At 62.3% G+C, this 12,494-nt stretch carries 13 protein-coding genes; 11 read left to right on the forward strand and 2 right to left on the reverse strand.

Annotated features, from left to right (window positions below; translation table 11 throughout):
- Positions 1–17: 17 nt before the first annotated feature.
- A complete protein-coding gene (locus NKH98_RS20225; protein ID WP_023675713.1) occupies positions 18–323 on the reverse strand; it encodes a hypothetical protein in 306 nt (101 codons plus the stop codon).
- A gap of 684 nt (positions 324–1,007) precedes the next feature.
- Between NKH98_RS20225 and NKH98_RS20230 the strand changes: the two genes are divergently transcribed.
- The 3 genes from NKH98_RS20230 (at position 1,008) to NKH98_RS20240 (ending at position 2,448) form a co-directional block, all read left to right on the forward strand.
- On the forward strand, positions 1,008–1,415 hold the full coding sequence (locus NKH98_RS20230; RefSeq protein ID WP_352900949.1) for a hypothetical protein: 408 nt from the start codon (positions 1,008–1,010) through the stop codon (positions 1,413–1,415).
- Between the two features lie 3 nt (positions 1,416–1,418).
- Positions 1,419–1,817, forward strand: a complete 399-nt coding sequence (locus NKH98_RS20235) for a hypothetical protein (RefSeq protein WP_352900952.1) — start codon at positions 1,419–1,421, stop codon at positions 1,815–1,817.
- Positions 1,818–1,896: 79 nt separating this feature from the next.
- Positions 1,897–2,448, forward strand: coding sequence for a terminase large subunit domain-containing protein (locus tag NKH98_RS20240; RefSeq protein ID WP_352900955.1), 552 nt, complete (start codon positions 1,897–1,899; stop codon positions 2,446–2,448).
- A 51-nt stretch (positions 2,449–2,499) separates the two neighbouring features.
- Here the strand turns inward: NKH98_RS20240 and NKH98_RS20245 are convergent, their stop codons facing one another.
- Entirely contained in the window at positions 2,500–3,354 is an 855-nt protein-coding gene (locus tag NKH98_RS20245; protein WP_352900958.1) for a hypothetical protein, read from the reverse strand.
- Between the two features lie 166 nt (positions 3,355–3,520).
- On the opposite strand from NKH98_RS20245, the gene NKH98_RS20250 reads away from it, so the two are divergent.
- From NKH98_RS20250 to NKH98_RS20285, 8 genes are all read left to right on the forward strand, one after another.
- Complete coding sequence (locus tag NKH98_RS20250; RefSeq protein ID WP_352900961.1) at positions 3,521–4,276, forward strand: phage terminase large subunit family protein; 756 nt, start codon at positions 3,521–3,523, stop codon at positions 4,274–4,276.
- Between the two features lie 70 nt (positions 4,277–4,346).
- A complete protein-coding gene (locus tag NKH98_RS20255; protein WP_023675723.1) occupies positions 4,347–4,550 on the forward strand; it encodes a hypothetical protein in 204 nt (67 codons plus the stop codon).
- Positions 4,551–5,012: 462 nt separating this feature from the next.
- Positions 5,013–5,606 carry a hypothetical protein gene (locus tag NKH98_RS20260; protein ID WP_352900964.1) on the forward strand — a complete coding sequence of 198 codons (594 nt, stop codon included), beginning with the start codon at positions 5,013–5,015 and terminating at the stop codon, positions 5,604–5,606.
- A 466-nt stretch (positions 5,607–6,072) separates the two neighbouring features.
- The gene (locus NKH98_RS20265) at positions 6,073–7,236 is read left to right on the forward strand and encodes an acyltransferase family protein (RefSeq protein ID WP_352900967.1); all 1,164 of its coding nucleotides are present in this window, start codon (positions 6,073–6,075) and stop codon (positions 7,234–7,236) included.
- Between the two features lie 180 nt (positions 7,237–7,416).
- Entirely contained in the window at positions 7,417–9,168 is a 1,752-nt protein-coding gene (locus NKH98_RS20270; protein ID WP_352900970.1) for a portal protein, read from the forward strand.
- Entirely contained in the window at positions 9,165–9,485 is a 321-nt protein-coding gene (locus NKH98_RS20275; protein ID WP_352509923.1) for a Bbp19 family protein, read from the forward strand. Before NKH98_RS20270 ends, NKH98_RS20275 begins: the two co-directional genes overlap by 4 nt.
- A gap of 272 nt (positions 9,486–9,757) precedes the next feature.
- Positions 9,758–12,247: a hypothetical protein gene (locus tag NKH98_RS20280; RefSeq protein ID WP_352900972.1), complete on the forward strand. Its 2,490-nt coding sequence runs from the start codon at positions 9,758–9,760 to the stop codon at positions 12,245–12,247.
- 117 nt (positions 12,248–12,364) lie between these two features.
- Positions 12,365–12,494: helix-turn-helix domain-containing protein (locus NKH98_RS20285; protein WP_352900990.1), on the forward strand; the 130-nt coding region annotated here is incomplete at its 3' end.

The following is a 12,494-nucleotide window of genomic DNA, read 5'->3' on the forward strand; positions in this document are numbered from 1 at the left end:
CATCCTCGATCGCCGCTTCACATCTGGTCGTTGTAAGGTTCCTTGATCTGACCAACCATGCGCGCCAGTTTCGAGAAGGACGGCATGTCCGTCTCCGGCTGACACTGATTGGCCAACTCCAGCAGTCGGATCGGGAAGTTGACGGCGTCGCGGCTCGACGCCGACATGCCCTCGGACCTTTCCTCGTTGGTCTCGCTGGCTTCGGCCTTGCGCAATGCGATATCTATCTCCTCGACGGAGAGCACGCCCTTGCGGACCAGGACCTGATTGATCGATGCGATGGCCATAAGCAGGCCTTCGAGTTGCAGATTGGCGACGTTCATGATTTTTGCTCCCATTGGCTAAGGGTCAAACGCGCGAATGCCTGTTCTGATCCGGACGGTGGCGTCTCGCCGGACATTCCAGTGTGCTTCGCCAATCGGCTACTCTGCGTTTTTTCGCGTCTCAGGTGAATTTTGTTCTTGCGTTGTGCCGGCAGCTATGCTACTAATGTGGGTATGGTGCTAATTGGCTCCAACGACCCGCCCGCCGAGGCGGGTTTTTTGTTTCAGGCTTCCTTTCGACCAAACGTTACGTGATCTGCCGGCTGTGAAGTGGGCGGACGCAGCGAGGCGCTGGAACTGCCGATCTCCCCACTAGACGGGGAGATGTCCGGCAGGACAGAGGGGGCGCGAATGAACACCACCTTGGCGACCGTCTTTTGAGCACAACCTCGCGGCGGGCAAAGGAAATCGCTTTTTTTCCACCGTGCCACATTTTGTTCTTGCTTCGTGCCGGCAGCTATGCTACTAATCTCGGTATGGTGCTAATTGGCTCCAACGACCCGCCCGCCGAGGCGGGTTTTTTGTTTTAGGCTTCATTTTTGGACCAAACGCTACGTGAACTGCCGGCTGTTAGGTCGGCGGGCGCGAAGGAACGCGGCTCTGGCGATCGTCGGAACTGCAAGTCTCACCAATCGCAAATTTTTCCAACGCGCCACTGAGCGCCCATCTCCAGAGAACATCCCCATGTCCAACCGTTACGCCACCATCATCATCGACGATGACGGCCGAGAGGTCGTCAGCGCTATTGGCGAGTTCGCCGGCGCCGCACCCTATGCACGCCATGGCCGCTTCGAGCAGGTCGTCGCTGGCGTGCGGATCGGCATGGTGCGCGGCGGCCCCGGCGACGCGGCCGGCGGTTTCGGCTTCCCGTTGGGAGCACTCGACGGCAAGGCGGCGGCAATCCTAAGGGCAAGGCTGAATGCGTTGCCCGACGCCAGTACGGTGGGGCCCGGCACGACGACCGATGCGAGATCGGCAAACCAGCCGCCGAAGCCGAAGTCGGCGCGCGCCGGCAAGAAAGCGAAGCCGCGCAAGCGCATCGTGCGGCCAGGCAACAAGAAGCCGGCGATCTCCGCCGGGACGGCGGAGTAGGGCATGGCCAAAGCTCCTTCCGCCGGCGATCCGCAGCCGCACGATCAAGCACCCGGCAAGCAGACCAGGCGGGCGAAGAAGACGCTGGCCGACGGCTTTCTCGAAGCGATCCGCGCCGATTTCCGCGCCCATGGCGCCGGCGTCATCGCCGAGGTGCGCGCCGAAAAGCCCGACCAGTATCTGAAGCTCGTGCTGTCGGTGCTGCCCAAGGATCTTAGTGTCAACATCAACAATCTGGATGCATTGAGCGATGACGAAATCAGGCAGCGCATCCGCGGCCTCGAGGCCATCCTCAGGCCGTTCCTCGAAAGACCAGGCCCCGCAAAAGGCCTCGCACAGCCGGGCGGCAAGGAAGGAATACCTCAGCCTGCTGGCGGAGCTCGACCGGAGGCGCCGCACTAACCAGCTTGCCGCCTATCGGCCCTATCCCCGACAGGCCGAATTCCACGCCGCCGGCGCGACCAATCGCGAGCGTCTGTTCATGGCCGGCAATCAGCTCGGCAAGACCAGGGCCGGCGGCGCCGAGTGGGCGATGCATCTCACCGGCCGCTATCCCGACTGGTGGCAAGGCAAGGTTTTCGATTGTCCGGTTCGGATGTGGGCGGCCGGCGTCACCGGCGAAAGCACGCGCGACAACCCGCAGCGTATCCTGATCGGCCCGCCGCAGCAGCAGGCGGCGTGGGGCACCGGCATGATCCCGGCCGACGCGATCCTCAGCACGATGGCGGGGCGGGCGCCGGGCGCGCTCGACAGCGTCGTGGTGGCCTGGGGCGGCGGTGGCGACGTGCAGGCCGGCGAATCCGTGCTGTCGTTCAAGAGTTACGAGAAGGGCCGCGAGAAGTGGCAGGGCGAAACGCTGCACGGCGTCTGGTTCGACGAGGAGCCGCCGCTCGACATGTATTCCGGAGGGCTGACCCGCACCAACGCCACCGGCGGCATCACCATCGTCACCTTCACGCCGCTGCTCGGCATGAGCGATGTGGTGCTGCGGTTTCTGTCCGCCGGTGAGATGGAGAAGATGGTGAAGGGCTAGTGGTCGGTCCGTCCGAGGACTTCGTTCTTCGCCTATCGCCATCGGGATGTGTCACCGTCGCGCCCCCTTTCGGTCAGGGCTAGTTCGGGCGGCTGCCGGCAACGATGAATGCCAGACCGCATGCTGCGATATCTGGTTGTGCTCGAAGCAATCCGTCGCCAGCTTGCTGATTTCTGGATCGGCAGACGCCTGCGCCCATTCGACATAGGCGTCAACGACGACCAATCTCGCCCGGCCGGCAAGCCCCAGACCGTAGCGCCGCACCACCGGCTCGGCATGGTCCAGCATCGCACGGATCGTGCCTGACGTATCGTCCCGCCACTGCCCGGAAATTTCCGCTATCGACGAAAACGGCGTTCCCGGCCTGAGCGATGCGGCGCGCTGGCGGGCGAACTTCAACTGCCAGTCCTTTGCAAAGCGCACGAACTGGATGGCTCCCATGCGCACACCCTCATGCTCATCCGCAAGAGCAAGCAATGCTTGCGCCAGATAGTAGCCATCGCCACGCGTGCTGCATCGCAAGATAGACTCTACGGCATCGAAGCGCGTGCGCGGGTTATCATCTGCCAGCAACGCGGCCAGTTCGCCCACCATCGAACTGATGTTCTGGTTTTGAAACGTGGCAAGAAACGCACCTGTCGCTCGCGTCCGGGCATTGGCCGATATGAGCAGGAGACGCAGGCTTTCCAGCGGAACCGTCTTGCCGAGCTCAGCGAGAAAGTCGTTGGCAAGCGCGCCGTTGTCGTCATCGGAGGGCGACATCAGCTGCTGCAGCATCTCCGGACCGGTCATGGCATTTGTCGATTTGCCGAGCGGCAGCAGGATCTTGCCGCTTTCGCTGAAGAAAAGATGAGCGGTCTCGCTGTCCTCGGCGGACAGGCGCATCGCCTCGAATAGATCTGTCATGGCAAAGAGTGGCTTTCCCACCCGCGTAGAGTACAGGCCGCGCGTAATGCTCCGGCCCAGCACGCATCGGTATCGCCGATGCCGGGCAAGACCTAGCGCATAAAGCCGCAAAGGGAAATACCAGCGGAAGTCGCTCGCCGCAGCAAGTTAATTACGGAACTCTAATATGACCCGTCACGTCACCTTCATGACCATCGACGACGCCGAGCACTACACGCCGCAGCAGCGCGCCGAGATCATTGCCGCCTATCCGGCGCATGAGCGCGAGGCGCGTGCCAAGGGCATTCCGGTGCTCGGCTCCGGCCGCATCTTTCCGGTGGCCGAGGAACTGATCGCCTGCGAACCGTTCCGGCTGCCGCGCTATTGGCCGCGGCTCGGCGCTCTCGATTTCGGCTGGGACCATCCGTCGGCCGCGGTCGAGCTCGCCTGGGACACGGAAGCCGATGTCGTCTATGTCACGAAGGCCTGCCGTGCCTCGCAGCAGACTCCCGCCATGCAGGCGCTGACGCTGAAACCGTGGGGCGAATGGCTGCCCTGGGCCTGGCCGCGCGACGGCCGCCGCGAGACGCTGGAAGCTGCCGGCACCGCACTTGCCAGGCAATATTCGGCACATGGGCTGAACATGCTCGCCAGCCATGCGCAGTTCGCCGACGGGTCGGTCTCGGTCGAGGCCGGACTGATGGACATGCTGGACCGCATGCAGAGCGGCCGCTTCAAGGTGTTCTCGACGCTTCTGCCCTGGTTCGAGGAGTTCCGGCTCTACCACCGCAGGGATGGCCAGGTGGTGAAGCTGCGCGACGATCTGATGGCCGCGACCCGTTATGGCGTGATGATGCTGAGGGAAGCGGTGGTCGATCCGGCGGTATTCAAGGCGGCGAAGCAGAAGGCCGGGCAGGCCGATCCGCTGGGGGCGTTTCGGTGACGATGCTTGCGTTTATGCACGCCCGGCAGCAAAACTACGATGTAGCGGCAACATCATATCAGGGGGCAATATGGAATCGGAAAACTCGCTGCTCGGGATATTCATCTCCTGGATGCCGATGCTGATTTATCTCGCAGCAAGCCTTTGGGTAACGATCTGGCTCACCTTCAAGCTGATCCGCGTTCAACAGGCGATGGTGCAGGCGCAGGAAGGCATTCTCGCCAAGCTGACCGAGATCGACAGCCGGATGTCCGCGAAGATACGCCAGGACTGAGGTTCGCGGCGGACGCATAGTGACGAAGCGCCGAAAAGCTTAGCCGGCCTCCTTAGCCCATTCGCCGCCACTGCCGTGATAGGTCTCAGCCGAGAGCAAGAAAACCTGTGCGCAGGTCGTGCACCGAAAGCGGTAACGAAGCAGATCGTCCCATGGTCCATCCGGGTTGAGATCCGAGAACGGGATGACACTCGACATAGGACCCCGCGGTACTTCCTGCAGAATACCGTCGCGTATGGCCTCTTTGGCCATCGTGATCGCCGCCGCGAGACGACCGGTGCTAAAGATAGTACGGGTCTCCTCGATCGGCGCGCAGTTACTACAAGTCATGCGCTTGTCCTCATAGGTAAACCCATAAATCATGGGCCAAGGAAATCCAGACGGCAAAGAGAGTCAATCTAGCTTGGCGGCCTCGTTTTCCTATGGCTCTCCGCTTCGCAGCTTGCTGGAAAGTGGCCCAACATGACCGTCCGCATCATCCCCGCCACCTTGCGCGATCTCTCCTATATCGCCGCCAACCTTCGGCCCGAAGACCGGGCCGAGATCGACTGCCAGTTCGACGCATGGTCGCCGGCCTTGCTGGCGCTGACGGCACTGCAGGGGTTTGCTTATGTCGCCGAGCTCGACGGCAATCCGGAGGCCGGCTTCGGTGCTGCCGAGCAGCGGAGCGGATTGTGGATCGCCTGGAGTTGGGGCACGCGCCGCATGAGGCGCTGCGTGCCTGCTATTACGGAGTTCTTTCACGGGGTACTCGGGCCGGAGGTTGCCGCGCGCGGCGCCTGGCGGGTCGAGGCCCGCGCCTTGGCCGCCAACGGTTTGGCGCTGCGCTGGCTTGCCCGGCTGGGCGCGACGCAACGCTGCCGCCTGCCGGGCTATGGCCGGAACGGCGAGGACTTTCTGCTCTACGACTGGACAAGAAGCTCTGATTTCGGAGAAAACCATGTGCCTTTTTCAAAAGCCGCCGGCGCTGAAGCCGTTGCCAACGACACCGACCATTGCCGACAAGGACGTACAGGCGCGCGAAGCCGCGTTACGGGCTCAGCTTGCGGCCAATGATGGCACTGCAGGAACCGTGAAGACCGATTTGTCGCCCGGCGACCTCACCGGCCAGCGCCGCGTGCTGCTGGGGGTTTGACATGGGCGCCATGAGAAGAGTGTTCCGCAACCGGGTGCTGGCGTGGTGGTGGTGGCGCCGGCACGCAAGGTTGGCGAAGAAGCGGTGATGCTGCCAATCTCCCCACTCGTGGGGGAGATGCCCGGCAGGGCAGAGGGGGCGCTATCCCGCGGCCTCGGTGATCAATTTGCAATTGCCGCCATCGGCTCATTCCGGTGGGAACGAAACAGAGCTTGGCGTTCCTTCGCGCCCCCCTCTGGCCTGCCGGCCATCTCCCGCACGAGGGGGGAGATCGCAGCTTCCGCGTTTTCCGTAACAGCCGAGCGCAATTCGTGTTCCTTCGGCACGGTTGACATTCCTTCCTCAGCAGCCATGCTGCAATGCAACATGGCTATCGAGGAGTCCGGCATGACAGAAGCCCGGTCATCGCGCATCGAGTGCCTGGACGGGCTTCGGGCGCTCGCCGCGATCTGGGTGCTCATCGGACACTGCCTGCTGTTGACCGGCTGGCATATTCCTATTCTCGGCGAGCCGGATCTCGGCGTCGATCTGTTCATCATGCTGTCCGGTTTCCTGATGGTGTTCCACTACCAGCTGCGCCAGGACAAGGAGCCCTGGCAAAGGCCGGAAACCTGGCTGAAGTTCTGGACCCGCCGCTATTTCAGGATTGCGCCGCTGTTCTACGTCATGCTGTTCGCTGCCCTGGCGCTTGGCCCTTATCTTTACCAGTCCAGGATGGTCATCGACGAGTTCCTGCTGCGGTCGCCGCAGGCGCCCGAGCGTTATCTCGACGGCGGCTTGAAAAACATCGGCGCCCATCTGCTGTTCCTGTTCGGCCTGGTGCCGAATTTCGCCTATCGCACGCCGCTGCCCGACTGGAGCCTTGGCTTGGAGATGCAGTTCTATGCAGTGTTCCCGGCGATTATGCTGCTGGTGCGCAGGCTTGACTGGATATGGAGCGGTATCCTGGTCGCGGCGATCGGCAGCGCTATCGTGTTCTTGATGGGACAATTGTCGGTGCATTTTCCGATGCCGTCGTTCCTGCCGCTGAAGATGCAGATTTTCCTGTGCGGGATGCTGCTGGCGGGCGTCGTCCATCAAAGGCAAAAGCGGCCTTTCGTGCATCTGACATTGGCTATGCTGCTGGCCGCGCTGCCGTTCGGCGGCGGCTATGGGCTGAGTAAGCTTTTGATGCGGGAAGCGCTCGTTGTGGGCTTCTTTGCGCTGGTTCTCTACCGGATGCTGCCGGGAATGGCGGGCACCGTTGCCAGAAAGATTGCCATGACGCTGGCCAACCGGTTCTTTCATCTGATGGGTGAGCTTTCCTTCAGTATCTATTTGATCCATCTGCTGGTTCTCCAGCCGGTCGCGGCTCTGGTCATCACCCAGTTCGGCCACGAGCTGTCGGCGCCACTGCGCTTCGCGATCGTTGTTGTCCTCGTCTTGCCGGCGGTGTGCCTGCTGTCCTGGATCACCTATACGCTGATCGAAGTGCCCGGCCAAAAGATGGGACGTTTCGTGGTGCAGCGCTTTGGGCGCAAAGCCGCGCTGGAGACGACGCCGGCGGAATAAGGCGCTTCCAATCTCCCCGCTTGAGGGGGAGATGTCGCCGAAGGCGACAGAGGGGGTCGCCGATCCACGCGAGACGACCCCCTCTGTCCTACCGGACATCTCCCCCTCAAGTGGGGAGATTGGCAGCTTCGGCGTCCCGCCGTTTTCTTTTTCAATCAATTCCATCAAGCGAGGCTGACCATGAGCGATTCCCGTGCTCGCGATATTCTGTCGCGACAGGCTGAACTGGAGAGCGAACGCAGCCAGTATGAGCATGTCTGGGAGGCGGTGTCCGAATTCTGCGATCCCGATGCGCCCGACATGTGGAGCGGCGGCCGGCAGGCCGGCGCGGACTCGCAGTCCGAGCGGCAGGAGCGGCGCGGTGCGCGTGTCTACGCCAATACCATCAACTCGGCCGCCAACCGGCTGGCCGCGGGGCTGGAAAGCCTGATCATCCCGCAGTCGGAGAAATGGCATGGGCTGTCGACCGCGGCAATCAATGACGAGGAAACCGACGAGGAGAAGGAATGGGCGGAAGCGCTGCGCGATTTCCTGTTTTCGCTGCGCTACTCCGCCAATTCGAATTTCGTGCCGGCAACGCAAGCCTGCCTGCGCAATGTCGTGCGCTACGGCCCGGCCTATCTCTACGCCGAGGAGGGTTTTGGCAGCACGCTGATCCGCTATGCCTCGATCCCGGTGGTCGAAGGCTATCTCTCGCGCAACCGCTGGGGCCAGGTCGATATCTTCCACCGCCGCTACGAGCGCACCGCAAGACAGGCGGCGCAATTGCTCGGCTACGACAGACTGCCGGCGCGGATCAAAGTTCTGGTCGACGACCCCGCCAAATGCGAGACAAAAATCTCGCTGATCCAGTGCATCCAGCCGCGCGACGAGCGCAAGATGTACAGCCTGAGCGGCTCCTACCAGTATCTCGACACCGCGTTCGCGTCCTATCATGTGATCGAGGACGAGGAGGCGATCGTCAGGGAAAGCGGTTTTCGCTCCTTCCCGGTATCGTGCTTCAACTGGCGCCGCTATGAGGGCGATCCCTACGGCATCTCGCCAACCATCGAGGCATTGACGACGGTGCGCGAAGAGAACGCCGTGCGGCGCTCCGGCCTGCGCGCACTTCAGCAGATCACCGATCCGGCGACCGCCTCGAAGGCCAGGCTCGATTATGTGCCGGTGCTCAATCCCGGCGAGAACTATCCCGGCCTGATCGACGATGCCGGCCGGCCGCTGATCGCGCCGATCGCCACCGGCCAGAACCCGACCTATGCCTTCAATTACGCCGACAGCCGGGCCGAGGAGATCCGCGACATGATGTTCGTCAATCTGTTCCAGACGCTGGTACAGAACCCGCAGACGACGGCGACCGAGGCCTTGATCCGGGAAGAGGAAAAGGGTGCTCTGCTCGGCCCCTCCGGCTCGATTATCCAGGCCGGCTTTGCCTCGAATCTCGACCGCGAGCTGGGTATTCTGGAAGACAAGGGACTTTACGAGGAAGACAGCCGCTTCCTGCCGCCGGCGAGCCTTGCCGGCAAGGCGCTGCGGCCGACCTTCACCGGCCCGCTCGACGTGCTGCGCCGCTCGGCCGAAGCGCGCGACACCATCCAGGTGGTCACCACCGCCATGCAGATGGCGCAGTTCGACCCCGGCGTCATGGACAATATCGACGGCGACGAGGCGCTGAAGATCGTGCAGGGCGCCGGCCGCAGCCCACAACGCATCTTCCGCCGCCAGGATGAAGTGGCGGGCATCCGCGATGCCAGAGCCAAGGCTCAAACCGCACAAGCAGGCATGGCTTCGATCGTTTCTGCCGGCAAGCTGGCCAGGGATGCCGTACCGGCGGCCGTGCAGGCGCGCGACAGCGGCCTGCTCGATGGGCTCGGCGGGCTGATGCCGCAGGGCAACGGCGTACAGGGTGGCGACGTACAGGGTGGCGGGGCATGAGTGGCAAACGCTTCGCCCATTCCAGCCAGGCCGGCGGCCCGGCCAAGGCGCGGGATGCGCTGGCCAAAGCCTATTTCAGGGTATTCTCGGGCCAGGACGGCGAGATGGTGCTGGCCGACCTGACGGCTGCGACCGGCTATTACCGCCGCCCGTCCTACGGTGAATGGCTGGCCAAGACCAAGACGCCGAACGGCTTCGAGCTGCACAGCGCGCTCAGCAACGCGCGGGCCGAAGTGGTGCAGCACATTATGGGGTTCCTGACGCTGGACGAAGCGCAGCTGGCGGCGCTGGAGAAGGCGGCGCGGTTGGAAGGGTAGCGGGCTTAGGACCGGCGGCCTTGCCACAGTCATGGCCTGCTCCGACCGATTGTTCGCGGGAGTCCGCGAGCCCGGCCAACTCATAAGGGAATGACAATATTTTGCCGAGGCCATTTAGCCGACGGCGCAGACCGCCAGCATCTTCAGTGCCGGCGACACTCTCATTGGCGACCTCTCCAAAATTCATGACCCGACGAAGGCGGCGGCACGGGGCCGGCGCGCGGCAGCGCCGCGCCACGATCCCCGGCGCGCTCATGGCAGGACACAAATAGATGGCGACCATACCTCTCCAGCTTGCCCAGCGCCGGCTCGATGCCGGCAATGTGCTCTCCTATCCCGAAGGATCGCCGGTCGGCAGGGCGATGCAGGGTTTTGGCGACGAGCTCTCTGCCGTCGCCGAACGCTACCAGCAGCAGAAGCAGCAGGAGGAGGCGTTCGACGCCGACCTCGCGCGCCGTCGGTTCAACGGCCAGATCGGGCAGGCGGAAGACGAGGTGGTGGCGAATGCGCCGGCCGACGGCAGCGGCCTGCATGACACGATGTATGGCCAGGTCGATCCGCGCACCGGCCGGATGATCAAGACCGGCCTTTTCGACACGCTGTTCGCCGATGCCCTGCCGAAAATGCCCGAAAGCCAGCGCGCCAATTTCGCCAGGCAGAAGGAGGCATTGCGCGAGGCCGGCTCACTACGGATGGCGGCGAGGCAGCTTCAGCGGCGCGACGAGTATGAGCAGGCCGAGTGGACCAAGGTCGACAACATCTCAACCAGTGCCATCGCGCAAAGCAACCCGAAGGACACCGAGAACTTCGACGCGATCCGGCAGAACGGCTTTGACCTGATTGCCAAGATCGGCAACCCGCTTGCCCGGCAAGCGGCGGCAGTCGCCTGGCGCGGCAACACGGCCAAGGCGCTGGTTCAAGCGATGATCGCCCAGGACCCGAAACGTGCTGCCGAGGTGCTGGGTGCCGCGCAGGCTGGAAACCGAACTAAGGACGACACCACCGAAGTCGTTGGCGGCTCCAGCGCCTTTGGTGTGCCCAATGCGGCGGCAGCGAAGGGTGACCGCGTCGGCATGCAGACCCTGGATGAAAGGTTGGCGCAGGCGTTCAGGGACGACCTTCCGCAACAGGAACAGGCAGCGCTGATCCGACAGGCGCAGGCGGCCAACATTGCTCAGCAGGTTGAGTTTCGCACCAACATTGGTCTCGCCGAGCAGAACGCGCCGGGCGCCATCGCACAGACTGGCGCCTATTCCGGCAAGATGCCTGGTCGGGACGCCTTCATCGCTGTCTATGGCGTCGAGGAGGGCGGCAAGCAGTACGGGGATTTTGCCAGAAAGATTGATGTTGGTCGTCAGGCCTTCGGCATGCGCACCATGCCGAACCAAGCAATCCATGCGGCGCTACGCGATGCCGAACCTGGTCCTGCAGGTTCCCAAGGGGAGCAGGCGCGGTATCACGTCACGGCCGCCGCCGCGCTTCAGACGCTGGACGCCAGACGGACGGACCCTGCCGCATACGTTCGCAAGGTCTTTCCGAGCGTCGACGCAGCCTGGAGCGAGATCACCACTCCCGACAGCGAGTCATGGAATCGTGAAGGAGGGCCGGACACCTACGACCGAGGAACTTATGTCCGAGCAATCGCCGCTTCAGTTGCAGCACAAAAGCAACTGGGCATCGAGAACTATCAACCTTTCCCATGGTCTGTTCTCAAGAACATCGCCACGACATTCAAAGACGGGAGCGTGCCACAGGCGGACAAGCACACCATCCTGTACAGCCTCGTTGGTGGGGCGTCCGATCCAGAGGTCCGAGCAGCCTTATCCCAACAGCTCGTCCAAGCCGGGCTTCCTCAATCGGTCGAAAGCCAACCGGCTAGGCCCGTTGTTGCACCTGTGATCGCCGGGAAGCAGAATCAACCGCCTGCTCCTTCAAACCGCAGGAAACCTCAATCGAAACTGGAACTCGCCGCGGAGGACTTCGGCAACTACCTCACCGAAGGTTTTGAAGGCCTAGGCCGAGCCCCGCACGACATTGGGCTGTTTCTTCAGGATCTGCGCGACGATCCTTTGGACGCGCTCAGTCAACTGCCGGTCACTTCTGCCTCCGGATTAGCTGCAGAGGGCAGCCTGGCGTTCGAGTCACTCGGCCAAGCCGTTGCAAAAGGACTGGCCATTGTCCGCGCCGGGACGGGCAAGTTTGCCAAGCCGTTAGAGGAGCTTACGGCCAGTGGGTCGCGGGCCACATCAGAACTCGCCGTTGAGGGAGCGGCGGTTCGCCAGACGACCGAGGTTGAGTCTCGTGCAATAAATGCAGCAAAAGAGGCCGCTTACCTCTTGAGCACCGGCGTCAAGCCTGACAAGGCTGAGCTTCTTGCGATAATAAAGTCGATCGCCAGAGACCCCTCTAAGATTAGGCATCCGGGAGCATCGTTTGGCAAAGCTCTTTCAAAAAATTACCGCAAAACATTTCTTGATGCGAACCCGAATCTAAAGGGAGAGGTTGTCGTCCATCACGCTGCAGAGCAACAGATCTGGACCAGATATCCAAGCCTTGTTGCTGAAGATGAGATGCACTCTCTTCAAAATCTTCGCGGCATACCAAAAGGATTAGATAACCTTTTGCACAAGATCGTTTTCCGATTCGAATGGGATAAATTTTATGCGTCGCACCCCCAGCCAACGCGTCAGCAGGTGCTGGACTACGTGACTTATATCGACAAACAATACGGACATCTGTTCAATCCTCCAATAGGTGAGTGATGCAATGTCGTAAGCAGATGAGTTGTCCGGATTAGGTAGCACATGAGTTGTCCGGTTTTACCGCCAGCCAAAGGGAGGCTGGGGATGAGACGGACGGCATGGCTACAGGGCCGGAGAATGCAGAAGTTTCGAGACGTTTTGAGGCGCTGGAATGGCGGCGATCTTTCGATGATGGAGGCAGGCGAGTTGCTGGGCATGTCGGAGCGGCAATTTCGACGTTACCGCGACCGGTACGAAGAGGCTGGGG

It is taken from the genome of Mesorhizobium sp. M0833 (assembly GCF_040319905.1).
Lineage (GTDB): Bacteria > Pseudomonadota > Alphaproteobacteria > Rhizobiales > Rhizobiaceae > Mesorhizobium.